Here is a 23439-nt window from a genome sequence, read left to right as displayed (position 1 = left end):
CGTCCCCCCCGTCCCCGGCCGAGTCCGTGGTCGCGGGTCTGGCGCCTGCCGCCGACGGCCTGGCGCGCCAGGCCGAGCAGCAGCGCCAGACCGGTGACTATGCGGGGGCGGCGGCGACGCTGGAGCGCTCGCTGCGGATTGCACCGCGCGAGCCCTATCTGTGGAATCGCCTGGCGCGGGTGCGCATGGAACAGGGGCTCACGGCCCAGGCGGGCCAGTTGGCCGCCCGCTCCAACGACTATGCCGGCGGCCAAGCGAGCCTCAAGAAGGACAACTGGCGGATCATCGCCGAGGCGAAACGGCGCACTGGTGATGTCGCCGGCGCCACTGAGGCGGAAAAGCGGGCGGGCGGGAACTGAGCGGTGGGGGTACCCCCACGCCGATGACCTCCCTCGCGGATATTTTCGGCCCCGGCGGGCTGCTCACGCAGCGGATTCCCGGTTTCATCCACCGCGCCCCACAGCAGGCGATGGCGGAGGCGATCGCCCGGGTGATGGAGGCCCGCGATACCCTGATCTGCGAGGCCGGTACCGGTACCGGCAAGACCTTCTCCTACCTGGTCCCGGCTATCCTGTGCGGGCGCAAGGTGCTGATCTCCACCGGGACGCGCAACCTGCAGGACCAGCTCTTTCACCGTGACCTGCCGCAGGTGCGCGACGCACTGGGGGTGCCGGTGCGCGTCGCGCTGCTCAAAGGCCGCGCCAACTATCTGTGCCGCCACCGCCTCAAGCTCGCGGCTGCCGACCCCGTCGTGCATGACCCGCAACTGCGGGCCCAGTTACGCCAGGTCCAGGACTGGTCGAAGACTACCCGGCGGGGCGATGTGGCTGAACTGGCGATCCCTGAGGATGCCCTGGTGTGGCCCGCGGTGACCTCCACCAGCGATAACTGCATTGGCCAGACCTGCCCCGAGTGGCAGGACTGTCACCTGGCGGCGGCCCGTCGGGAGGCCCAGGCGGCGGATCTGGTGGTGGTCAATCACCACCTGTTCTGCGCCGACCTGGCGCTCAAGGACGAGGGCTTCGGTGAGATACTGCCGGGTGCGGACGCCTTCATCGTGGACGAGGCGCACCAACTGCCCGAGGTCGCCGCCAGCTTTTTTGGTGTACTGGTCAGCGGCCGCCAGTTGCACGACCTGGCGCGCGACAGCGAGCTTGAACAGGGCCGCGAGGCCGCTGACGCCCCCGAGTTGCGTGAGCGCGCCGCGGGCCTGCACCGCGCCGTGCAGGATCTGCGGCTGTGTCTGGGTGAGGGCGACCGCCGGGGGCCTTGGCACGACCTGATCGGCGACCCGGAGCCGGTGCGCGCGCTGGCCGCGGTCCTGCGGCGGCTGCAGTCGCTCGCCGAGGGGCTCAAGGTCCTGGAGGGGCGGGGCAAGGGGCTGGATGCCTGCCTGGGACGGGCCACGGATCTCGCGGCGCGTCTGCAACTGCTCAGCGCGCCCGTCGCCGCGGATCAGGTCCGCTGGTTCGAGGTCCAGGGTCGCGGCTTGCGCCTGCACCAGACGCCGCTCGATGTGGCCGCGGTCTTTCGCCAGCAGTTCGAGCGCCAGCGCGCCGCCTGGGTGTTCACCTCCGCGACCCTGGCGGTGGGCGACAGCTTCGGGCATTTCGCCGCTCAGCTCGGTATCGAGGGGGCCGCAACCGAGCGCTGGGACAGTCCCTTCGACTATGCGCGCCAAGCCCTGTGGTTCGTGCCTCGGGGGCTGCCCGAGCCGGCCGATCCGCTCTACAACGCGGCGGTGCTGGACTTGGCCTGCGAACTCATCGGTTACAGTGAGGGGCGCGCATTTCTGCTCTTCACCAGCCACCGGGCGCTGCGTGAGGTCGCGGACGGCCTCAGTGGGCGGATCGACTATCCGATCCTGGTGCAGGGCAGCGCCCCGCGGGCCGAACTCGTGCGGCGCTTTCGCGAGTTGGGCAATGCGGTCCTGCTCGGGACCGCGAGCTTTTGGGAAGGGGTCGACGTCCCGGGTGAGGCCCTGTCCTGCGTCGTGATCGATCGTTTGCCCTTTGCCTCTCCGGGTGATCCGGTCTTGGCTGCGCGCATTGAGGCGCTGCGGCGCCGCGGCGGCAACCCCTTCTTCGAGGTCCAGTTGCCGCAGGCGGTGATTGCGCTCAAACAGGGGGCGGGGCGCCTGATCCGGGGCGTCGGTGATCGCGGGGTGCTGGTGGTGTGCGACCCGCGGCTGCTGCGCCGTTCCTACGGGCACACCTTCCTGGCCAGTCTGCCGCCGATGGCGCGCACGCGTGACCCGGAGCAGGTGCGCGCCTTTTTTGCGGACCCGGCCGGGGCGGAGCCGACTGTAGGTGCGACTTAAGTCGCACCTACTCCCGGCTCAACCGCGGTGACGGGGCCGATAGCCGTCCGGGATCAGGATGGTGGGTGCCAGCTGACTGGGGTCCTTGTCGGGGAAGTCCAGCGTGTAGTGCAGGCCCCGGCTCTCGCGTCGGCGCAGGGCGGATTGGATGATGAGATCGGCCACATCACGCAAGTTGCGCAGCTCGATCAGGTCATTGCTGACGCGGAAATTACTGTAATACTCGATCACCTCCTGGTGCAGCAGGTCTACCCGCCGCTTGGCGCGCTGCAGGCGCTTGTTGGTGCGCACGATCCCCACGTAGTCCCACATGAAGCGGCGCAGCTCGTCCCAGTTGTGGGTGACCACCACCTCCTCGTCGGGCTCGGTCACACGACTCTCGTCCCAGGCCGGGGCGTCGGGCAACGCCTGATGCTTGCCCATCTGGCATGCAATATCGGCGGCCGCCATCTCCGAATAAACCAGACACTCCAGTAGCGAATTGCTGGCCATGCGGTTGGCGCCATGCAGTCCCGTATAGGCCGTCTCACCACTGGCGTAGAGACCCTGGAGATCGGTGCGGGCCTGCTGGTCGACCATGACGCCACCGCTGGTGTAGTGGGCGGCGGGGACCACCGGGATGGGCTCGCGCGTGATGTCGATGCCGAGTTCCAGCAGGCGGGCGTGGATGGTCGGGAAATGGGAGAGTACAAAGTCTGCTGGTCGGTGGGAGATATCGAGGTACACACATTCACTGCCCAGACGCTTCATTTCGTGGTCGATGGCGCGCGCCACGATATCGCGCGGGGCCAGTTCCGCCCGCGGGTCGAAGCGCGGCATGAAGCGCTCACCATCCGGCAGGAGCAGCCTCGCACCCTCGCCGCGCAGCGCCTCGGAGATCAGATAGGAGCGGGCCAGCGGGTGATAGAGGCAGGTCGGGTGGAACTGCATGAACTCCATATTGGCCACCCGGCAGCCGGCGCGCCAGGCCATGGCGATCCCGTCACCGGTGGACACGTCCGGGTTGCTGGTATAGAGATAGACCTTGTTGGCACCGCCGGTGGCCAGCATGATGAAGCGGGCCAGAAAGGTCTCCACCCGGCCGGTGGCCAGGTTCAGGACATAGGCACCGACGCAGCGATGCGTGTTGGTCTCGCCCAGATGCCGTGACGTGATCAGGTCGACGGCGATGTGCTGCTCGTGGAGGCTGACGCCAGGGCGCTCGCGCACCCGCGATTCCAGCGTCGCGGCGACCGCCGCCCCAGTGGCGTCAGCCGCGTGGACGACGCGTCGGTGGCTGTGCCCGCCCTCTTGCGTCAGGTGATACCCCTCGGAGGAGGCCGATTGCGCATCGCGGGTGAAGGCCACCCCTTGGTCGAGCAGCCAGCGGATATTCTCTGGGCCATGCTCCACCACCTGCCGGACCACCTGCGAATCGCACAGGCCAGCCCCGGCCGTCAGGGTATCCTGGACGTGTGACTCCAGCGAGTCCTGGGCGTCGAGCACCGCCGAGATCCCGCCTTGGGCATAGCGGGTGCTGCCTTCGCTCAGGTCTCGTTTGGAGACCATGGCCACCGACAGGGCCGGGTGTAGCCGCAAGGCCAGGCTGAGGCCCGCGGCGCCGCTGCCGAGGATCAGAACATCATGACGGTGGACGGTGGCAGTCACGGGTGCAGTCATAGCGGGACTCGTTGGCGGATCGGTGCGAAGGTGTGGACAGGGGGAGACGGGGCGGTGACGGTTCGCCGATCCACTACATTCACCTATTTCACGTCCTGGATCAAGGTTTCCCACTTTATTTGGGTGGGAGCAATCGCGCTTGGGGGCCTGGTCAGCGCTCTTGGCTTGAGATTTTCACTTTGTTTTTCTTCGCGTTCTTTGCGCCTTCGCGTGACGAACTTCAAGGTTTAGGCTAAAGTGACGCCCAGCTCTGCGGCCCGGGTCGGTCGTTGCTCATCGCGTGTCGGCAGAGCGCCCCCAAGTCCATTTTTCATCCCCCGGTCGATCCGCCAGTACCCGCCGTCGCGGCGCTCTGGTGGCGTGCCATCGACCGCAGCACGGAGCCTTCATGCGCCTCTTTTCGAGTTTTCGGCCGGTCCTCGGCGTCCTCCTGGCGGGGACCCTGACCCTGACTCAGACCCCGAGCCAGGCGACCAATCACGCCCTGCCAGAGTTCACCGCCCTGGTGGCCGAGAACGGTCCTAAGGTGGTGAACATCAGCACCAAGCAGTCCCCGGCCAAGCCCCAGGGGAAGGGCAAGCGCGTGCCGGGCAATCCGGTTCCCGAATTGCCGGACGACAGCCCGCTCCAAGACTTTTTTCGTCACTTCTTCGGCGATCAGGGCGATTCCGGTGGCGCGCCGGGAGACGATGAACAGTCCCGCTCACTGGGTTCCGGATTCATCGTCTCGGCGGATGGCTACGTCCTCACTAACGCCCATGTGGTGGAGGGTGCCGATGAGATCGTGGTGCGCACCAATGACCGCCGCGAGTTCGTCGCGACCCTGGTCGGGGCCGACACCCGCAGCGACATCGCCTTGTTGAAGTTCGACGCCAAAGATCTGCCGACGGTCAAGATCGGCTCGGCCAAAGACCTGCAAGTGGGCGAATGGGTACTGGCGATCGGTTCCCCCTTCGGCTTTGAGCACTCGGCGACCGCCGGCATCGTCAGTGCCAAGGGTCGCAGCCTCCCGAGCGAGAACTATGTGCCCTTTATCCAGACCGACGTGGCCATCAATCCGGGCAATTCCGGCGGTCCACTCTTCAACCTGGACGGCGATGTCATTGGCGTCAACAGCCAGATCTACAGTCGCACCGGCGGCTTCATGGGCCTCTCCTTCGCCATCCCCATCGACGTGGCGATGGACGTGTTTGAGCAGCTCAAGGCCAAGGGGCGGGTCAGTCGCGGCTGGCTGGGGGTGCTGATCCAGGACGTCACCCGCGACCTGGCCCCGGCCTTCGGACTGCCGCAGGCGCGCGGTGCACTGGTGGCGCAGATCATGCCCGACAGTCCGGCCGCCGCGGCGGGCATCCTGCCGGGCGACGTGATCCTGAGCTACAACGGTAAGGACCTGCCCATCTCCAGCGCGCTGCCGCCCCTGGTCGGGACCACCCCGGTGGGCCAGGCCGCCCGTCTGGAGCTGCTGCGTAAGGGCCAGCCGCTGACGGTGGAGATCAAGATCGCCGAGCTTCCCGACGCTGACCAGTCGACCGACGGCAGCGACGACAGCGACGCAGCGGGCGAGACGGACAAGCCCAACCGACTCGGGATGGTGGTGAGTGAACTGCGTGCGGAGAGCCGCGATGAACTCGGGATCGAGCAGGGCGGGGTCCTGGTGGCGGCGGTGAAAGAGGGGCCGGCGGCCCAGGCGGGACTGCTTGCGGGCGATGTCGTCCTCATGCTGGACAACCAGGGCGTGGATGATCTGGCCGGCTTCAACCGCATCCTGGAGTCCCTTGCGCCGGGTCGCGCGGTGCCCGTGTTGATCCAGCGGGGTGACGGGCGGATGTTCTACGCACTGCACATTCCCAAGTCCTGAACCTGGGGCCGGGCCGGCGGCGGCTAGGGAAAGGTATTCACGTCGCCCCTGGCGTGCAGACCGTCCTGGTCTGCACGCCGCGCCGCAGCGTTTGCTTGTGCTCGCTGCCGAGGTCGGCGCAGGCCCGGAGTACGAGGGTCGCCTGGCCCGCATTCTGGCGGAAGTCCTGCCACTGTTCGGGTCTCTCCAGCACCACTGGCGTGCCGGGTTTTTCCACTGAAGGGAACGTCGCGCGTGCCGGCTGGCCGCGCGCAACTGTCGGTGCGTGGACGCGCCCATCGGTGTGTGGACTGGGCTTTTGTGTCGTTATTGCAACTACATCGGGGATTGCAACAAATGGATTTTTTTCATATACCAAGTATTCTTTGTTTCGGTATACTGTGCAAACTAACCCAAGAGATTCAATCTTTGAGGGTGGTATGTTCGGGTTCAGCCCACGACTGCGTCACTGTTGTTGAATCGCAACAAGGGGCGGCGTGAGCTCCGTGGGGTAGCCGGGGATCATCGCCATGGCGTCTCGCCCAGTGCACGTGTACAACGAAAAATCTTTGGAGGACATCGATGAAAAAGTCATATCTGCTGCTTGCTCTGCCCTTGCTCGCCGGCGCCGTTGCGGCTGATGCCGCCGGCCCCGCCCCGGTGCAGTTTCGCCTCGGCGCCCAGGGGGGCGTGACGGCTGGCGGTAACGTTGGCAGTTCCGCTGGTGTATGGGGTTTGCAGGGTGAGTACGACTTCACCAGCAATTTCGGTCTCCAAGCGTCCTTTGCGACCTTTAACGAGACAAAAAACTGGGCCGGTCAGCCCAGATTCAAACAGAGCACATCGAGCCTCGGTTTTTCGTTGGTCGGACGGCTCCCGGTGACGGACCAATTCGGTCTCTATGGGCTTGCCGGCTTCGACTACAACATGATCGATGCAGACAACTCAGTGTCCGTCGCAGTGCCGGTATCGGCGGCCTACCCCACGGGTGGAACGGCCCGCGCCACGCTGAAGGCAGATAGCGGTTGGGGCGAGCATCTGGGGTTGGGCTTCAATTATCGGATCGTGAACAACTGGGAGGTGTTCACTGAATACCGATATACCTTCTTTAACCAGAAGGGGCGAGTGAATCTCACGATGCCGAATGGTAGCGTGACCTCCACGAAGGTTAGCGGTAACAATGACTTCGGGACGATCATGCTGGGCGTGAATTATACGTTCTGATGGCCTGCCATTAGTCAAGGTTCGGCGGTATCGGCCCGCTCGGACTCCGCCCTGCGGGTGGCGTCCGGGCGGTCTGATTGGTTTGGCGCCTGCGCCTGCGTGCGACTGGTTGGCATACCCGGCGCCAAGGGCGCTACGACCGGTTGCGGCAACGCGAGCCTACCCGTCGGGCGCGCCTCAGCGGCCGGTCAGCAAGTCCCGCCCGGCCGGTCCGAGCGTCCCCAGAAAGGCCCGCACGAATGCCGCGTTGGCGGACGTGGGCGGCGCGGCGGCCTGACGCTGGTGCGACACCCGCACCATCAGATTGGCGGGGATACCGGGGGTGAAGATATGACGTAGTGTGTGCAGGCGCAACATCAGTTGATCCGTGACGCCCTCCCGTCCGCCCTCATCGAGCTTGCCGCCCGTCACCCTCCAGTACAGCACGTCCTCGACGACCTCGCCACGGCGCGCGTTGAAGACCCGCGCGGGGAACTGTGCCCCACCGGCGTCCAGTCGCGTGACCTGCTCGCCGGCCACGGTGAAGCCCTGCGCGCGATAGCAGACCTCCTGCTCGTGGCCGGCGCGCCGGAACCCGTCGCGGCTCCAGGTGAGCACCAGGGTGACTGCCGGAGCGCCGGGCTGGGCGAACTGGCCGACGGCCACCTGATCGTAGAACAACCGAGCGCCGGCCGCCTCCCTGGGGTCGACCACCTGCGCGGGCGCCGCGTCATGCCAGCCCGCGGGCGCGCGCGCGACGATGGCCGCGAGGTCCGGCGGCGGGTCGGCGGCGCCCGCGTCGGACCGAAACTCGAGCCATGCCTGCGGCGCTGCCAGCAGCACCGTGAAGCCGACGGCCAAGGACCAGCGCTCAATCGCCCGCATCGCCTGCCCCCATCCGCCGGGCCAGTGAGTCGATGCCCGCCAGCAGGGCCAGCGCCAAGGCGAACACGAAAAAGCCCGCGGTGTCGTGAAACAGACCCTGCGCAAAGCGCACGCCGATCAGTTGGGTACTGAGCACCAACAGCACGATCCGCAGAAAATTGCTCAAGACGGCGACCGGGATCACGCAGGCCACCAACAGTAAGATATGCCAGAACGGGCGGCGCCGGCCCTCGCGCAGGTAGAGCACGGCGAGCGCCGTCAGCGCGAAGAGCGAGTTCATCCCCGCGCAGGCCTGGGTGACCTCGGTGCTGTAGGGTCCGAAATACTGGCGTACCCCGACCGCGACCACCGGAAAGGCTACCGCACTGATCAGGCCGGCGGAGGCGGCGGCGAGCCATACCGCCAAGTCGGAAGAGAGCGCCGCCGGGGCGATCCGCCCGATCGCTACCACCACCGTACCGGCGCCCGCCAGAAACCAGGCCGCGCGCATTTGTTCCCGCGGGGCGAAGGCTGCCACCAGTCCGGCGGGCAGCAGGAACAGGGCCCAGGCCTCGATGGCGAACGAGCCGCTGAAGCGTCCCGCCGGTGACGCCAGGCAGCCGGCCGCGAACAGCAGGGTCCCGACCCAGGGCCGGCCATCCCCAGAGCTCCGCAGCGACGCGGCGAGTGCCGCCCGTTCGATCCACAATACCATGCCGAGGGTGGCGAGCAGCATCAGGTCGTCGTCGTAGCTGGGGCGCAGCGGATCGGCCGCGGTGCGCACACCGGTCATGATCAAGACCGCGGCGAACGCCAGCCAGGGCAGCCAGGCCGCACGCGGCAGCAGGTGCGCGAGCCTGGCGGCCGGCGCCGCCGGCCTCACGAGAACCGCAGCCCCAAGGCCGGGTGCCGAGCAGCAGGGCCGCCGCTGCGATGACCGACCACCAGCGCCGGCGGCGGGTCCAGGGCGGGGGTGACGCGCGGGCATAGAGGTGACTTGCCCCCACGCCCAGCGCCAGGCCGCCGGCCACCGCCCCCGCCAATACCCAGGGGCCAAGCCGCAGCCCGGCCACGAGCAACTGCACGCCCAGGGCCCCGACGCAGGCCAGCACCAGCAGGGCGACGAACAGCATGCCCTCCCAACTCGCCGGGTCGTAGGCCGGTCCCCAGGGCGGGGTGGCCTCCGCGGCCGGCGGCGCGCGCGCCGGCCACAGGCGCGGCAGCCACAGGGTGCGTCGCCAGTAACACCAAGCGATCACCCCCAACAGCACGGCGGCGGCGCAGGCCAGCGCCGCCGCGCCCGCGATGGCGGCCAACCGGTGCGGGGGCAGTGTGGGCGGTACACTGCTGTCCAGGGGCCGCGCGGCGGGCGTTGCCGCGGCATCGGGTGATGGGGCGCCGGCGGCGAACTCGCCCTGGTAGGCGATCTGCGCCGCGTTCTGCGCCGCCGTCAGCCGCTGCCGCAGCGCCTGCGCCAACTGCTCCCGTTGGACCAGCCCGCCCGCCAGCTGCTCGGCCGCCTCGCCCGTGATGGGTGTCGGCGCCGCCGCGTGCATCACCACCGCCGTGCCCCGATCCGTAACCCCTTTGATCAGGACGACCTGCGGCACCCCTGGTTTGGCGGCCAGCAGCGGCTTCACCAGTTCGGGCGGGAGTTGGTCGGTGGTGACCGCCGTGGTCGGCACGCGCTTCACCCGCGCGCCCGCCTGGCGGGCGAGCCCTTCCAGGCGGTCCAGGGCGGCACCCCCGGTGACGGAGCCATCCGCCTCCCGCGCGAGCCGCTGCACGCGTGCCCGCTCCGCGATCTCGGTGGCCTCCCGGTCGAGCGCCTGTAGGAACGCCTGATCGGTCTGGCTGACCTGCAGCTCCTCGATCAGCAGCAGCTGACGCTCCGCGAAGTGGTAGGGATTGGCCGCGATGACCTGGCGCAGCGCCTCGGCCGGCAGCGGCGGGATGGCGCGCCGCGCCGCCTGCTCGACCTGCAGTGCGAGCGTCTGTCGGCGTGCCTGATGGGTATCGAGCAGGAACTCGGGCGTCTGGTCGAGTCGGTCGGCGAGTGCCTGCTGCGCGAGCAGTTCGGTGCGCACCAGGCCGTCGAGGATCGCGCGGCGCTGGGTGGCCGCGGCGGCGGGTGGCGTGCCCGGTGTGGCGCTACGCTGGTATTGGGCCTCGACCTCGCGCTGGGTGATCTCAACGCCGTTGACGACGGCCGCGACCTGGGGGGGCTCGCCGGCCAGTGCGGCGTCGGCCGCGAGCGTCAGAGCGGCGGCGAGGAGCGCCGCGAGCAAGCCGCATTCATGCATCGGCGTTCGGCGCCTTCCTCTTGCGTCGCCGTAGCCACTCGGTGGCCCCGATGCCGAAGGCGAACAGTGCGTAAGTCTCGGGTTCGGGGGTCGGTGCGGCGTTGACATTCAACTGAACGTAGTCCGCGGTCGCCCCAGCACCCCAACTCCAAGTATAGGTACCGGGCGTGACACCGAGGCTCGCATTGCTGGCTCCCGCCCAGGTCGCAGTCATCGCGAGGTTGGTGCCGGTGATGTAGCCCGTGGGTAGCAACATTTGACCGAGGGCAAGCCCAAATACATTGCCAGTGTTTGCGGATGCAGTCGCCAAACCTAATGTACCAAAGCTGGCAGGGGATACAGGGGGTAAATACACATCACCTGAGCCGGGGACCAGCACAAGGAACCCGCTACTCGGACTCATCGCAGCAGTCCCCGTGCCGGCCGGTATCGGTGGTCCGAGGGCAGCCAGGTTGAGGTTGCCACTGCCTTGTGCGACCACATCGGCCCCAACTTGGCTCATGTCGATGATCACCGCCGCCTCGGACGACACGGCAGTACACAGTGCAATGACTCCCGCCGCCAGTATGAGTCGCTGCTTCATTTCAGTCCCCCTAACGGTCTGCGTGTCGGTTGGCTAATGCTACGACTGCGTCGGCAAGAAATCAAACAAGAATAGTAGCCGCATGTCCGCTTGACTCCCCGGCGCGTGCCGGGGGCGTGGGAACGAGAGGGGCCAACTCAGGCATGGCTAGGCCGCCTCCGCGGCCGGTTTCGGTGGTTCTGTCGCTCCCTCATGCCCGCCATGGACCGCGGGCGACAGCAACAGATAGAAGGATGGCACGACGAATAGGGTGAAGAGTGTGCCGATCCCTAAGCCGGTCATGATCACGAGCCCGATGTCGAAACGGCTCACCGCCCCGGGACCGCTGGCGATCAGGAGCGGCACCATGGCGACCAGCATGGAGACCGTCGTCATCAGGATGGGGCGCAGCCGGATGGCGGAGGCGCGCTCCACCGCCTCGCGTTTGCTCAATCCCTCGCGTGCGCGCAACTGGTTGGCAAACTCGACGATGAGTATCCCGTTCTTGGTCACGAGGCCGATCAGGGTGATGAGGCCCACCTGCGTATAGATGTTGATGCTGGCGAAGCCCAAGAACAGGAAGGCCATGGCCCCGGCGATGGAGACCGGCACCGACATCAGGATGACGAAGGGATCGCGCCAACTCTCGAATTGTGCGGCCAGCACCAGATAGATGATGATGAGCGAGAGGAAAAAGGTCACCTCGAGCGCCGTGCCCTCGCTCTTGAACTGGCGCGACTCGCCCTTATAGTCGTAGCGTACGCCCGGGGGGAAGATGGTTGCCGCCTGTTGCTCCAGGTAGCTGAGCGCATCGCCCAGGGTCACGCCGGGCATCTGGACCCCGGAGAGTGTGATGGCGTTCAATTGCTGGAATTGGGTGCGCTTGGACGGCTCCACCTCGTGGCGGACCTTCACCAGTGTACTCAATGGCACCTGTTCCCCGGCATTGTTGCGGATGTAATAGTCCTTCAGCTCCCCCGCGTCATTGCGGAAGCGCTGCTCTACCTGCGGGATGACCTTGTAGCTGCGCCCTTCCAGGCTGAACCAGTTGACATAGTTCTCACTCAACATGCCCGCCAGGCTCGCGCCGAGATCCGCCATGCTGATGCCCATGGCGCCCGCGAGTTCCCGGTCCACCTCAAGCACGGTCCGGGGGCGCTCCAGCTTCACGTCTTTAGACAGAAACATGAACTTGCCGCTGCCCATGGCCGCGCCTAAGAGTTGGTCAGTCAGTCCGTCCAGCTCCTTGTAGTCCCGGTCGGAGACGACCACGAAGCTCACCGGGATGCCGTTACCCGGGGTCGGCAGGCTGGGCAGCGGGAAGACCACGGTATTGAGCCCGGTGATCTGTGCCAAGGCCCCCTGCAATTGGGGCTGGATGGCGTCCTGGCTGCGTTGCCGTTGCGCGGCCGGGGCGATCTTGAAGCCGCCGAAGACCGATGACTGATCGCCGCCGAAGCCGGCCACCAGGAAGGACTCCCGGTATTCCGGGATGGCCTCGAAGATGGGGAACATCTCCTTGATATAGCCGATGTCATAATCGATGGTGGCGGTCTGCGGCGCGGTGCCCATGAAAAACAGGATGCTCTGGTCCTCGGTGGGGGCCAACTCCTTCTTGGTCATGCTGTACATGGCGTAGACGGCGCCGATGACGACCAGGGCGACCAGCAGCGTGACTGACGGGAACTTGAGCCAGCCGTGCAGCACCGACCGATAGCCCCTGGCCAGAGACTCAAAGGCGTGCTCGACGCGCAGCTCAAAGCGGCTCTGTTGCCCCCCGGCGCGCAGCACCGCCGCGGAGAGCATGGGTGAGAGGGTGAGCGCCACGACACCGGAGACCAGCACCGCCCCCGCCAGGGTGAAGGCGAACTCGGTGAACAGCGTGCCGACCAGGCCGCCCATGAAGCCGATGGGGGCATAAACGGCCATCAGGGTGGTGGTCATGGCGATGATGGGTAGGGCCAGTTCGCGCGCCCCGTCCACCGCGGCCTGGATGTTGGACTTGCCCATCTCCAGGTGCCGGTGGACGTTCTCCACCACCACGATGGCGTCGTCCACCACCAGCCCGATGGCGAGCACCATGGCCAGCAGGGTGAGCAGGTTGATGGAGAATCCCATCAGCAACATGAGGAACCCGGCCCCGACGATGGACAGCGGCACCCCCACCGCGGGCACCAGCGCGGCGCGCAGGGAGCCGAGTGACAGGAAGATCACCAGGAGCACCACCAGCACCGCCTCGACCAGGGTCTTGAAGACCTCCCGGATCGACTCATCGATGAAGGCGCTGCCGTCATAGGGGACGAAGGCATCGAGCCCCTGCGGGAAATCGGCCCGCAGCTTGGGCAGCAGGTCCTTCACCCGCTTGGCCACGTCCAGCGGATTGGCTCCGGGGGTCTGTTCCACCGCGATGAAGATGGCCGGGTTGCCCTTGTAGAGCGTGGTGGAGTCGTAGTCCGCGGCGCCCAGCTCGACGCGGGCGATGTCCTCCAGTCGGACCAGGGTGTCGCCCTGCGAGCGGACCACCAGACGGCTGAAGTCCTCCACGCGGCTCACGTCCGTGGTGGCGGAGAGATCGATCTGGACGAGATCCCCCTTGAGCTTGCCGACCCCCGAGAGATAGTTGTTGGCCCGCAGGACCTTGGTCACGTCGTCGCCCGTCACCCCCAGGGACGCCATGCGGGCCGGGTCCAGCCAGATGCGCATGGCAAAGGTCTTGTTGCCGAGCAACTGCGCCTTGGCCACGCCTTGCAGGGCCTGCAACTGCGGCTGGACCACCCGCAGCACATAGTCGGTGATCTGCGGCAGGTCCATGACCTTGCTGTAAAAGGCCAGGTACATCAGGGCCGTGGAGTTGCCGGTGGTGGAGTCGATGACCGGGTTCTGGGCGGTCTCCGGCAGCACATTGATACGGCTCGCGACCTTGGCCTGGATCTCGGCCACCGCCGCCTTGGGGTCGTAGTTGAGGCGCATGTTGGCCTCGATGACCGAGATCCCCGCCGTGCTGGTGGCGGACAGGAAATCGATGACGTCGGCCTCGGCGATGGCCTGTTGCAGTGGCGTGGTGATGAAGCCCTTGACCAGCTCGCTGCTCGCCCCGGGGTAGGCGGTGGTGATGGTCACCACGGTGTTCTGGGTCTTGGGGTACTGGCGGACCTCCAGATCGATGAAGGCGCGAATGCCCAAGATGAAGATCAACAGGCTCACGACGGCGGCGAGCACCGGGCGGTAGACGAAGATGTCGGTGAACTTCATTCGGGCTTGGCCCCGGGGTTGGTTGGTGCCGGTTGCGCCGCCGCACCCTTGATCTGGATCTCCTGGCCGTTGGTGAGCTTGACCTGCCCGGCGGAGACCACCCGGTCGCCCGCCTTGAGCCCACTGAGCACCGTCACCTCGTCCCCGCGGACCGCGCCGGTGGCGATCTGGCGCCGGTGGACCTTGAGCTTGCCATTCTCACCTTCCACCAGAAACACCGAGTCGCCATAGGTGTTGAAGGTGATCGCCTCCCGCGGCAGGGTCAGCACCCGGTCCTGCACCGGCAGCACAGTCTCGACCCGGGCGAACATGCCCGGGCGCAGTTGCAGCTTCGGGTTCGCAAAGCGGGCGCGCACCTGCATGCTGCGGGTACCGCGGTCCACGCCGGGGGCGATGGCGGCAATGCTGCCGTGGAAAGTCTCATCCGGCTGGGCGGCCACCCGCACACGTACCGGTTGGCCGACCTGGATGCGGCCGATCTCGCGCTCCGGCAGGGCGTAGTCCACGTAGAGCGGGTCCAGCGCCTGCAGGAGCACGATGGGGGTACCCTCCTTCAGGAACTGGCCCTGGTCGATCTTGCGGATGCCGAGTTGCCCGGCGAAGGGTGCGCGGATCACCTTCTTGTCGATGGTCGCCTGCTTGGACTTGACCTGGGCGCGGGTCTGGTCCACCTGGGCGGCCATGTCGTCGACGTCACCCAGCGAGACTGCCCTATCTTTCAAGAGTGTACTGTTGCGCTTGAACTTCAGGGCCGCGAGCCGTTCCGCCGCCTGGAGGCCCTCCAGGTCCGCCTGGTCCACGTCGTCGTCCAGGCGCACCAGGATGTCCCCTTGGCGCACGTTCGCCCCGGAGTCGAAGCGGATCTCCTTCACCTGGCCGGCCACCTGGTTGCTGACCTCCACCCCCTGCACCGCCTGGACCGAACCGACCGCGTCCAGGGTCGGTTCCCAGCGGGTCTCGCGCACCTGCGCCACCGCGACCACCGGGGCCGGCATGGGCTGGGAGAACATGGCGATCTGGCCCTGGATCTGGCCGTACTTGAGATAGGCCAGCGCGCCGATGACGGCGGCCAGGGCCAGGAGGACCAAGAGGAAACGTCGGAACATGGGGGGCCTTTGGGGGCAGGGGTGGGACGGCGAGGGCGAACGACTCGGACCGCACAAATCCGAAGTATGCAACCGTGCATAAGGAACGGCAATGATACAGGAGTTGTGGGCTGGATCAGCTCGGTGCGGAGTTAAGATGCCCAAACTGACGGATCGCGGCGTGGGCCGGTCTGTTCCGCAGACACCCCGGCCCCGCGGACGCCGCCCGCGCTCCGCCTGCCGTCGCCGGCGTCGCTGGCCCTGAGCTGGCGACCTTGCTACCTCCTTCTTGTGACACCGCTCCGGAGACTGTGAAAGTATTCGCCGCCGTGCCGATACGCTCGGCCTTCGTAGGCTGGGTAGAGCGCAGCGAAACCCAGCAATCAACGCTTGACCCAAGCGCGGACGATGGGTTTCGCTGCGCTCTACCCATCCTACGGGATTCCAGCATCCACCGCGCGGGCCAGGTCTTGCAGCGCCGCTGCCACCTCCACGGCATAGGGTGCGGTCTGATCGAGCCGGCGCAGCCCGGCGGGTAAGGTGGCGAGCTGCTGCCGCGCATAGTCGCGGATCTGCGCCAGCGGCGGCGAGGGCGCCAGGCGCCGCCCGTCGCGCATCACGGTGGTGAGTAGCGGTGTGCCCGGCTGGTGGTCGTTCTCCAGGGTCAGGGTGTCACCGGCCAGGTGCCCGTTGGCGTCGAGCCGGCGGTAGACCTGCTTGCGGCCGGGCCAGGTCACCTTACCTTCGGAGCGCTTGCGCCGCGCCTTGCCGGCATATTCTTGCAGCTTATAGGCGCATTCCAGATAGGGATGGTCGGAACAACTGTTCATCCGGGTGCCGACGCCGAAACCGTCGATGGGCGCACCGGCCGTGAGCAGCGCCTGTACCGAATACTCATCGAGATTGCTGCTGGCAAAGATCTTGATGTGATCGGCGCCGCCGGCATCCAGGATAGCGCGGACCTTGCGTGCATGCTCACCAAGGTCACCGCTATCGATGCGGACTGCCTGAATCGTGATGCCATCGGCGGCCAGTCGCTGTGCCAGCGCGGTGACGCCCTGGGCCGCGGCCTCGGTGTCATAGGTATCGATGAGCAGGGTGGTGGCATTGGGATGGGAGCGGGCGAAATGCTCGAATGCCACCAGCTCCTCGTCATGCGCCTGGATGAATGAGTGCGCCATGGTGCCGAACAGCGGGATGCCCCAGCGCATGCCGGCCAGGACGTTGGAGCTGCCGTCGAAGCCGGCGAGAAAGCTGGCGCGTGCCGAGAGCATGGCGGCCTCGGCGCCGTGGGCGCGGCGCATCCCGAAGTCGACCAGCTGTTTGTCGCCGGCGGCCAGTCGCACCCGGGCGGCCTTCGCGGCGATCATGGTCTCGAACTGCAACAGGTTGATGAGGCGCGTCTCTACCAGTTGTGCCTCACGTAGCGGTGCCACGATGCGCAGGATGGGCTCGGCGGGGAAGAACACCGTCCCCTCAGGCATGGCCTGCACGTCGCCGGTAAAGCGCAGCTCCGCGAGCGAGTCGACGAAGTCTTGATGAAAGCGTCCACAGCTGGCGAGCCAGTCGAGCTCCAAGGTGGAAAAGCGCAGCTGCTCCAAATAGTCGAGCGACTGTTCGAGGCCGGCGGCGACCAGGAACTGGCGCCCGGGCGGCAGGCTGCGCACATAGAACTCGAAGACCGCCGTGTCAGTCTGGCCCTGGTCGAAATAGGCCTGGAGCATGGTCAGTTGATAGAGATCGGTGAGCAGCGCGCTGTTAGCGTCACAGGTATCGGCAGTGGGCATACTGATCATCCTAAGGCAACCGCGCCCGCGGCGAGCATGGTGGCGATGGCGCGTGCGCCGTCACCGGGCTGTACCTCGACCGCGCGGATGCAGTCGGTGAGCAATACGACGGCATAGCCCAGGTGCCGGGCATCCAGGACGCTATTGAGTACGCAATAATCGGTGGCGAGCCCGCCGACGAAGAGCCGCTGCACGCTTGCGCGCTGCAGCCGCTCATGCAGATCGGTCCGCTCGAAGCCCGAGTAGGCATCGTCATCGCGCATCGCCTTGGACACGACCGCAACACCCTCCGGCAGGGCGAGCCCGTCGGCAAACGCCGCCCCCGGCGTCCCGGCCACGCAGTGCGCCGGCCAGGGTCCGCCCTGGGGCCGAAAGGAACAGTGATCGGCCGGGTGCCAATCGCGGGTCGCGAAGATCGGCGCCCCGGCGGTGGCGAAGCGGGCGATCCAGTCGTTGAGCGGCGGCACCACCGCGTCGCCGTCGCGCACGGCCAGGCTCCCGCCCGGCAGGAAATCGCGCTGGACGTCGACCACGAGCAGCCCATCCCCCGACTGCAGCTGAACCTCTGAAGATAGCACAATGGTCTCCCGGTAAGATTCGGTCTCACGCCAAGGCGCCAAGTCCGCCAAGGTTGGAACATAGCCGGAATAGTGGTGGCGGGCAAGACAGCCAGGACAGGCGGGACGGTCATTCTGAAAGTCTCACGTGGGAGCGGCTTCAGCCGCGACGAGGCCACAGCCGCTTGCGAGGTCCCCGTACAGCGCGATCATGTCGGGGTTTGACGCCAGATGTGTTAACTGGTTAACAAGTTGATCCCGCGATGAGCGGATTTTCCCCGGGGGCGATCGAAACTGATGTGGGTCGGCGGGATCGCCGATCGTAGGATGGGCAAAGCGCAGCGTGCCCATCCTCCAGACCTCGACGCAGCCCGGATGGGCACGCCCGATCGACGCCGCGAACGATCCGGACCATCCCGCGCGGGCTTTGCCCATCCTACAGGAAAACGGGGACTACAGGAAAACGGGGACCAGGAAAACGGGGGAAAACGGGGACGCGGGAAAACGGGGACCGGGAAAACGGGGACGGACAACGATTTTCGGTTCGCTCTGACGAATTCCTGGCGAGTTCCGGGATAAGGAACACAGACGGGGTCAGGTCTTGCAATCACGCACTCGCTAAATGATACGAAGATGCTTGATTGCAAGACCTGACCTTTCGATCGTACTGGCTTAGAGATTGCCGTCCCTGGCCTGGATTCCGGCGTCTCGGTCGGAATGACGATCAAGGCCCTCGGGGCGGATAGCCCCCAACCCATTCATGACGCGCTGGGGCGGCGTCACGAGAGGTTGGGTGGCCGCCGTTAGGATCGACACCCATCAGGGTGCGCAGTTGATCACCACCTCGTCGCTGAACTGCCCGACTTCCTGACCTTTCACCACATAGACCGCGGTGTAGCGGCGCAGCTCGGGCTTGCCCGGTTGGAGCAGCGGACGGCGGTCGAAATAGGGAAACACCGTGATCAAGCCGAGCAGCACCCAGCTCGTGTCGCCTTCGCGCTGGCAGTAGAAGTGGACACCGTCGCTCTTCCCCTTGGGGCAAGTGAGCTCGATCTCGCCATCCGTATGATCCAGGCCCACCAGCTTCGGCTTGAGCGTGCCCAGATTGATAGTGTACGCCGGGCCTTGCAGGCGCAGCAGGGCACCCACGGCCGGAGTAAAGTCCGCATGCGCCTTGACGCGGCGCATAATGGGGCGGGCATTGCCCTCGCTGCGGTGGCGAACCACAGTCTTGTGCGCGACCGCTTGTTTATGCTCAGTATCTTTAAGGGCGGCGTCGCTGAAGGCGCTATGTAAGTCCGCGTTATCGGCCTCCAATTGCGCCAGGTCCGCGGCCGAGATACAGGCACCGGCATCCTTGGCATGGGCCGTGGCGTTGTCATGCCACTCGAGATAATCTTTGTCCGAAGGGGGTATATAGTCTGACATGGACAGCGTACCTCTCTTGATAGTGACCGATCAAAGGAGTTTGGGAGCTGACAGACATCCTCGATACGAGCGGGTGCGGCAGCTCCCTGCAACCACATCCGCACCGGCCGTCACGTCCTAGTGATCCAATTATAGCAGTGCGCGGTTGCGACTAGAGCCGGGTGCACGCGAAAATCCCGCTCTGTGGCAACTGGACAGCCTCCCGTGGCCAGAATGCCGCCTCTGAGGCGTCGCGCTGTTTCTCCCTGGGCTGAAAGGCCCTGCCACGCGGGAGGAGCGGGTAGCCTCGTAAAGGCGATGAGCGGCCACGGGGCAGCAGCGATCGGCCATGAGGCGGCGGGGGACGGCCCCGGAGTCAGCACGTTCAGCCCCGGGGCCAGCGCGTTGAACCCCGAGGCCAGCGCGTTCAGCCCAGGGCCAGCGCGTTCAGCCCCGGACAATTGCCGGAACGCATTATAAAACATATTCTTAAGCGCTTTGGCCAAGAGCTTCGGCCCCGGGGCTGAAGCCTTTGGCCCCGGGGTTGAAGCCTTCAGCCACGCAATAGCCGCCGTCCGTCACGGGGTGGAAGCTTTCGGCCATCGGGTGGAAGCCTTCGGCCATGGAGTGGGAGCCTTCGGCCATGGGGTTGAAGCCTTCGGCCATGGGGTTGAAGCCTTTCTCGTTCCCACGCTCCAGCGTGGGAATGCCGTGCGGGCGCTCTGCGTCCGGTCTTGGCACTGGACGCGGAGCGCCCGCACTTGCTCCCACGCAGGAGCGTGGGAGCTAGAAGGGGGTTCACCAGCTCAGGCATCCGAATGCACATGCCGCATGAACTCTTGCTGCGGTGTCAGGCGTCTCACTTGGGAACCAGCGTCCGGGGTCAGTCGATTTCGAATCGATAGACCTTGTCGGTGGCGGCTCCTTCGGTCCGTATGCCGGCGGCGGTGGCGAGGAAACGGCGCCTGGCCTTTTCGTCGAGCCCGAGCTTCTGGAGCGCCTGGCCAACATCGGTGGCGCGGTAACCGCCGGTGGGCAGTGGTTTGCAGAGTTCGCGCAGTCTGGTCAGGATCGTAGCTGGGTCGCCTGCGGGGTGTTGCGCCGGTGGCGCGGCGCTCGGGCCTGCCGGGGCTGGCGTGGCCGGTTGGCGGGCCAGGCTGGGCAGCGTGCTGATCAACCGTCGGGGCGCTGGCAGTGGGGCGCGGGTCTTGGCGGGGGTCGGCAAGAGCAGGGTCGCGACCCGGCTGCTGCGGCAGCAGGGTGGATCGCTGTCGACATAGGCGGCCAAGGCGCGGCAGCCCTGGGATTTGGCGCGCTCGGCGGCGCCCACTAGGAGGTCGTCCCGGGAGACCACCACGACCAGGTCGCCGTCGCGCCGGTGACCCGCCAGGTTGGCGCCCAGTTCCATGATCAGGGCCAGGTCCGCGGCGTTCTTGCGGCTGGGGCAATCGAGCGCGATGGCCTCAATGCCGGGCGCGGCAGCGGCGAGCTCATCGGCCCAGAGTTGGATCTGACGGCCGCTGTTGTTGCCGGCGATGACGGCGCGCAGTTGCTGTATCCCCAGGTCTTCGCGGAACAGTGCGATCAGGTCGGCGGCGGACTGGGCCGATTGGTTGTCGGCGTCGATATAGAGAGCGGCCACCGGCCGGCGGTCTGGGTCCGTGCGCGAGGGGCCTGTTAGCGGTAGTGGCTCCAGAGCGTGATCCGGTACCCAGCGGTCGTCTTCTTCCCATCCGCACGGGCAGTCGGTGAGGTACTCCGGGGGTTCCTCCCAGGGATCGTCGTCGAACTGCGGCGGCGGGGCTACGCATAACGGCTGGGGTTCGCAGGCCGCCTTTACCAAGTGCTGGGCCGACGGCTGCGGGGGCATTGGCCCCTGGTCGTCCAGGTCAAGCTTCAGTATGCTGCCCTTCATCTCGTTCACCAATCAGATCAGACAGGCAATTTGACCGCTATCAACGCCCCCGAGGTGATGCCTCAGCCGGCGGGGTACCGTCCCTGGCCTGGGTCCTGGCGTCCCGGCCAGGACGACGACGGCGGGTGCTCAAGCCGGAATCAACCGTCCATCGCGCAGCTCGTAGAAGTCGGGATTGCGCTGTGCCACCAGGGCGAGCAGGTCGTCGAGTATGTCCACCAGCGCCAGTTCACGGTCCGGCGCGCCGACCTGAAAGGGGCGCAGTAGGGGTGCAGACCCCCCACCCCAACCCTCCCCCACGAGGGGGGTGGGGGTAGGAGTGCACCCCACTACCATGGGCTCTGGCGCAAACAGATCAGCGGTTTGCCCTGAGGGGGTGGGGGGGGCTGGCGGCGGGGGCGGCGCCGTTTCGGGGCGTGGTCCAGTTTGGGCCGAGTCCAGCAGGATCAGGTAAAAACGCTCGAATTGCTCCTCGCGGTCCGCCGGGTCGTTGCGGCCGGTGAACAGTTGCAGCCGGGCGTGGGCGTTGAGGAAGGTGGAGCGGCGCTTGTCGGTGCCGTCGTTGGCCGCTTCGCTGTCCAGGAAGAAAAGCCCGGCGAGCACCGCATAGGGGAAGCGCCGATGCAGGGTCACCGCCTCCATCAGCATGTCGCCGCGCCGGTTGACCAGGTTCTTCTGGAAGTTGCGGGTCTTGCTGTCCCGGAAGTTGATGGTCTTGACCGAAATCCCCAGCAGCAGGCCGGACTCCTCGGTGGCCCAGGTCACGTCCACCTTTTTCGCCCCCAGGCCGCCGGCCATGCGCCGTTCGGCACCCGCGCCGGCCTCGGCGCCGGAGCCGGGCCGCGCCTCTTTGAGCCCGCGCCGCCGCAGTTCGGTCCCCAGAGCGAGCGCCACCTGCTGGGAGACGAGTTCGCTGTAACGTTTCTTGGCCGCTTGGGGGGCCTCGTCACCGGGCTTGGGGGGCAGGGTGGCCAGGGCCACGGCCAGCGCGTCGTCGATCTCAGCCATGGGTGCCGCGCCCCCGAGTCAGACGGCGGTCCAGCAGGTACTCGCGGGCCGCCCGCAGGGTGTCGAGCGCCTCGCGGGCGAGCCCCAGTCCGTGGCGCAGGATCAGGTCGTCGACGCGCGCGGTGGCGCGGGTCTCATCCCCCTGGCCCAGGAGTCGCGCGACCTCGGGGTACAGCGCCTCCAGTTCCGCGGCCAGTTCTGCCACCAGGGCGGCGGAGGGGACCGGCAGGGCGTCGATCTCGCGCGGCTCGTGCTTGAGCATGCCGCCCGCGTAGACCCGCCCGCCGATCTCGGCACCGAGCAGGGACAGGCTGTTGAGCGCCGCCAGCGGCAGCAGCCGGCGCCCCAGGTCGCGGCGCGCCTGCGTGAGCCGCACCCCGTAGATGGAGTTCAGGACCAGTGCATCGGCCTGGTTGGCGAGCAGGCGCGGTCGCCGATGGTTCATATAGGTGCAGAAGAGGTCCGGTCGGTCCACCAGTGGCACGCGCCACCAGGGGCTGCGCACCCGACACTTGTAGGCGGCGCCCACGCCCTCGCGCTTGCCCTGGGCGATATAGCGCCGCGCCGCTGCGGTCGGGGTCTCGCCGGGGGCAAAGAGCAGGGTGGCGGCCCCGGCCTGACCCAGCCGCTCCCAGTCCGCGCGGTCGAATTGCAGGCCCATCAGGTGCCGGCCGCCCGGCGGTGAGATGGCGAGCAGCTCGTGGGCGGGCAGCCGCAGGGCCGCGGCGCGCGCCGGTGAGAGTGCAAAGAAGCCGTTGTTGCCGGTCACCGAGCCCAGGAAGCTCCCGCCCCACCGGGTCATGGGCTCAAAGCCGTCGCCCTCGCTCACCGCGGCATAGAGCGCCAGCACCTCGGCCGGCAACAGGGCCGAGGTCCACTTGGTGTCGGGGCGGGGGTGGAAGCCGGTCCAGTCCTGCGCCAGCGACTGCATCAGGTCCTGTGGCCGGGCGGCCTGGTAGACCTCGAAATGATCGGTCCCGCCGGACCCCTGGGCGAGCAGCAGGACCACGTCCTCCAGCACCCCCGGGAAGACCAGGTGGTCGAACAGTACGAGCCGGACCCGGGCGAAGCGCCGCAGCAGGAAGTGGCGGATCTCGGTCGCGTATTTGACGGACAGCAGCTCGGCCGGCAGCACCAGGCCCAGGCGCCCCTCCGGTTTCAGGAAGGCGCCGGCATGCACCACGAAGGCGGCCCAGGAGCTGGCCAGCCCGCTGAGCCGCACCCCTTGGCGCAGCGCCGCGGCGAGTGCGTGGGCGCGGGCCTCCCCGCTGAAGTGCTGATAGCGGACATAGGGTGGGTTGCCGATCACCGCGTCGAACTCGGGCCGCGCCTCCCGGACGAAGAAATCGCCCTCGGCGATGGTGGCCGCGGCCCCCAGCTCGGCTAGCAGTTGCCGCGCTACCGCCGCGGTTTCACCGTGGATCTCGTGTCCGTGCAGGGCCGTCGGCCAGCCGGCATCGTCCAGACCCAGTTCGCGCAGCCGCGCCGCCGCCTCGGTGAGAAAGGCGGCCTCGCCGCAGGAGGGTTCCAGCACCCGGTCGGCGACGCCACGGATGGCCCAGACGGCGATGAACCGGGCGACATCCGTCGGGGTGAAATAGGCCCCGCGCGCCTTGCGTTGCGCTCCGTCGTGCGGTGGCGGTGCGGCTGGGTCTGCGGCCATGGCGTCGCTCCTTATCC

Annotated in this window: 19 protein-coding genes; 5 read left to right on the top strand and 14 right to left on the bottom strand. The window is 67.1% G+C overall.

Annotated features, from left to right (window positions below):
- Positions 1 to 359: tetratricopeptide repeat protein (locus tag QZY44_RS35240; RefSeq protein ID WP_295459061.1), on the top strand; the 359-nt coding region annotated here is incomplete at its 5' end.
- Between the two features lie 23 nt (positions 360 to 382).
- Positions 383 to 2320: an ATP-dependent DNA helicase gene (locus QZY44_RS35235; protein WP_295459057.1), complete on the top strand. Its 1938-nt coding sequence runs from the start codon at positions 383 to 385 to the stop codon at positions 2318 to 2320.
- A gap of 18 nt (positions 2321 to 2338) precedes the next feature.
- Here the strand turns inward: QZY44_RS35235 and nadB are convergent, their stop codons facing one another.
- A complete protein-coding gene (gene nadB / locus QZY44_RS35230) occupies positions 2339 to 3979 on the bottom strand; it encodes an L-aspartate oxidase (RefSeq protein ID WP_295459054.1) in 1641 nt (546 codons plus the stop codon).
- Between the two features lie 388 nt (positions 3980 to 4367).
- Between nadB and QZY44_RS35225 the strand changes: the two genes are divergently transcribed.
- On the top strand, positions 4368 to 5837 hold the full coding sequence (locus QZY44_RS35225) for a DegQ family serine endoprotease (RefSeq protein WP_295459052.1): 1470 nt from the start codon (positions 4368 to 4370) through the stop codon (positions 5835 to 5837).
- Positions 5838 to 5874: 37 nt separating this feature from the next.
- On the opposite strand, the gene QZY44_RS35220 is transcribed toward QZY44_RS35225, so the two are convergent.
- Positions 5875 to 6030, bottom strand: coding sequence for a hypothetical protein (locus tag QZY44_RS35220; protein ID WP_295459047.1), 156 nt, complete (start codon positions 6028 to 6030; stop codon positions 5875 to 5877).
- A 368-nt stretch (positions 6031 to 6398) separates the two neighbouring features.
- On the opposite strand from QZY44_RS35220, the gene QZY44_RS35215 reads away from it, so the two are divergent.
- Positions 6399 to 7040, top strand: a complete 642-nt coding sequence (locus QZY44_RS35215; protein WP_295459043.1) for an outer membrane beta-barrel protein — start codon at positions 6399 to 6401, stop codon at positions 7038 to 7040.
- Between the two features lie 177 nt (positions 7041 to 7217).
- Here QZY44_RS35215 and QZY44_RS35210 read toward each other — a convergent pair whose 3' ends face one another.
- Together QZY44_RS35210 and QZY44_RS35205 are read right to left on the bottom strand one after the other, a co-directional pair.
- Entirely contained in the window at positions 7218 to 7904 is a 687-nt protein-coding gene (locus QZY44_RS35210) for an exosortase C-terminal domain/associated protein EpsI (RefSeq protein WP_295459039.1), read from the bottom strand.
- The gene (locus tag QZY44_RS35205; protein ID WP_295459037.1) at positions 7891 to 8766 is read right to left on the bottom strand and encodes an exosortase/archaeosortase family protein; all 876 of its coding nucleotides are present in this window, start codon (positions 8764 to 8766) and stop codon (positions 7891 to 7893) included. The genes QZY44_RS35210 and QZY44_RS35205 overlap by 14 nt, the downstream gene beginning before the upstream one ends.
- Before the next feature lie 667 nt (positions 8767 to 9433).
- On the opposite strand from QZY44_RS35205, the gene QZY44_RS35200 reads away from it, so the two are divergent.
- Positions 9434 to 9718, top strand: a complete 285-nt coding sequence (locus QZY44_RS35200) for a hypothetical protein (RefSeq protein ID WP_295459034.1) — start codon at positions 9434 to 9436, stop codon at positions 9716 to 9718.
- A 460-nt stretch (positions 9719 to 10178) separates the two neighbouring features.
- Here the strand turns inward: QZY44_RS35200 and QZY44_RS35195 are convergent, their stop codons facing one another.
- From QZY44_RS35195 to QZY44_RS35150, 10 genes are all read right to left on the bottom strand, one after another.
- The gene (locus tag QZY44_RS35195) at positions 10179 to 10442 is read right to left on the bottom strand and encodes a PEP-CTERM sorting domain-containing protein (RefSeq protein WP_295459032.1); all 264 of its coding nucleotides are present in this window, start codon (positions 10440 to 10442) and stop codon (positions 10179 to 10181) included.
- Positions 10443 to 10916: 474 nt separating this feature from the next.
- Positions 10917 to 14000: an efflux RND transporter permease subunit gene (locus tag QZY44_RS35190; RefSeq protein WP_295459030.1), complete on the bottom strand. Its 3084-nt coding sequence runs from the start codon at positions 13998 to 14000 to the stop codon at positions 10917 to 10919.
- Positions 13997 to 15106 carry an efflux RND transporter periplasmic adaptor subunit gene (locus QZY44_RS35185; RefSeq protein ID WP_295459027.1) on the bottom strand — a complete coding sequence of 370 codons (1110 nt, stop codon included), beginning with the start codon at positions 15104 to 15106 and terminating at the stop codon, positions 13997 to 13999. The genes QZY44_RS35190 and QZY44_RS35185 overlap by 4 nt, the downstream gene beginning before the upstream one ends.
- A gap of 413 nt (positions 15107 to 15519) precedes the next feature.
- The gene (locus tag QZY44_RS35180) at positions 15520 to 16872 is read right to left on the bottom strand and encodes a nicotinate phosphoribosyltransferase (RefSeq protein ID WP_295459024.1); all 1353 of its coding nucleotides are present in this window, start codon (positions 16870 to 16872) and stop codon (positions 15520 to 15522) included.
- A 5-nt stretch (positions 16873 to 16877) separates the two neighbouring features.
- Entirely contained in the window at positions 16878 to 17450 is a 573-nt protein-coding gene (locus tag QZY44_RS35175) for an isochorismatase family protein (protein WP_295459021.1), read from the bottom strand.
- 798 nt (positions 17451 to 18248) lie between these two features.
- On the bottom strand, positions 18249 to 18857 hold the full coding sequence (locus QZY44_RS35170; protein WP_295459019.1) for a hypothetical protein: 609 nt from the start codon (positions 18855 to 18857) through the stop codon (positions 18249 to 18251).
- A 468-nt stretch (positions 18858 to 19325) separates the two neighbouring features.
- Positions 19326 to 19502 (bottom strand): hypothetical protein, encoded by a 177-nt coding sequence (locus QZY44_RS35165; protein WP_295459016.1) that lies wholly within the window; start codon positions 19500 to 19502, stop codon positions 19326 to 19328.
- 217 nt (positions 19503 to 19719) lie between these two features.
- Positions 19720 to 20760, bottom strand: coding sequence for a hypothetical protein (locus tag QZY44_RS35160; protein ID WP_295459013.1), 1041 nt, complete (start codon positions 20758 to 20760; stop codon positions 19720 to 19722).
- A gap of 120 nt (positions 20761 to 20880) precedes the next feature.
- Positions 20881 to 21759: a hypothetical protein gene (locus QZY44_RS35155; protein WP_295459010.1), complete on the bottom strand. Its 879-nt coding sequence runs from the start codon at positions 21757 to 21759 to the stop codon at positions 20881 to 20883.
- The gene (locus QZY44_RS35150) at positions 21752 to 23422 is read right to left on the bottom strand and encodes an N-6 DNA methylase (protein WP_295459005.1); all 1671 of its coding nucleotides are present in this window, start codon (positions 23420 to 23422) and stop codon (positions 21752 to 21754) included. Before QZY44_RS35150 ends, QZY44_RS35155 begins: the two co-directional genes overlap by 8 nt.
- Positions 23423 to 23439: the final 17 nt, after the last annotated feature.

Source organism: uncultured Thiodictyon sp. (assembly GCA_903837595.1).
Lineage (GTDB): Bacteria > Pseudomonadota > Gammaproteobacteria > Chromatiales > Chromatiaceae > Thiodictyon.
Note: the sequence above shows the minus strand (reverse complement) of the source record. Positions and strands in the feature narration are given on the sequence as shown.

Excerpts from the sequence above, each read along its gene's own strand:
- QZY44_RS35235 (WP_295459057.1), top strand. The coding sequence starts at position 383 with ATGACCTCCCTCGCGGATATTTTCGGCCCCGGCGGGCTGCTCACGCAG.
- nadB (WP_295459054.1), bottom strand. The coding sequence starts at position 3,979 with ATGACTGCACCCGTGACTGCCACCGTCCACCGTCATGATGTTCTGATC.
- QZY44_RS35225 (WP_295459052.1), top strand. The coding sequence starts at position 4,368 with ATGCGCCTCTTTTCGAGTTTTCGGCCGGTCCTCGGCGTCCTCCTGGCG.
- QZY44_RS35215 (WP_295459043.1), top strand. The coding sequence starts at position 6,399 with ATGAAAAAGTCATATCTGCTGCTTGCTCTGCCCTTGCTCGCCGGCGCC.
- QZY44_RS35210 (WP_295459039.1), bottom strand. The coding sequence starts at position 7,904 with ATGCGGGCGATTGAGCGCTGGTCCTTGGCCGTCGGCTTCACGGTGCTG.
- QZY44_RS35195 (WP_295459032.1), bottom strand. The coding sequence starts at position 10,442 with ATGTTGCTACCCACGGGCTACATCACCGGCACCAACCTCGCGATGACT.
- QZY44_RS35190 (WP_295459030.1), bottom strand. The coding sequence starts at position 14,000 with ATGAAGTTCACCGACATCTTCGTCTACCGCCCGGTGCTCGCCGCCGTC.
- QZY44_RS35185 (WP_295459027.1), bottom strand. The coding sequence starts at position 15,106 with ATGTTCCGACGTTTCCTCTTGGTCCTCCTGGCCCTGGCCGCCGTCATC.
- QZY44_RS35180 (WP_295459024.1), bottom strand. The coding sequence starts at position 16,872 with ATGCCCACTGCCGATACCTGTGACGCTAACAGCGCGCTGCTCACCGAT.
- QZY44_RS35170 (WP_295459019.1), bottom strand. The coding sequence starts at position 18,857 with ATGTCAGACTATATACCCCCTTCGGACAAAGATTATCTCGAGTGGCAT.
- QZY44_RS35165 (WP_295459016.1), bottom strand. The coding sequence starts at position 19,502 with ATGGCCGAAGGCTTCAACCCCATGGCCGAAGGCTCCCACTCCATGGCC.
- QZY44_RS35155 (WP_295459010.1), bottom strand. The coding sequence starts at position 21,759 with ATGGCTGAGATCGACGACGCGCTGGCCGTGGCCCTGGCCACCCTGCCC.
- QZY44_RS35150 (WP_295459005.1), bottom strand. The coding sequence starts at position 23,422 with ATGGCCGCAGACCCAGCCGCACCGCCACCGCACGACGGAGCGCAACGC.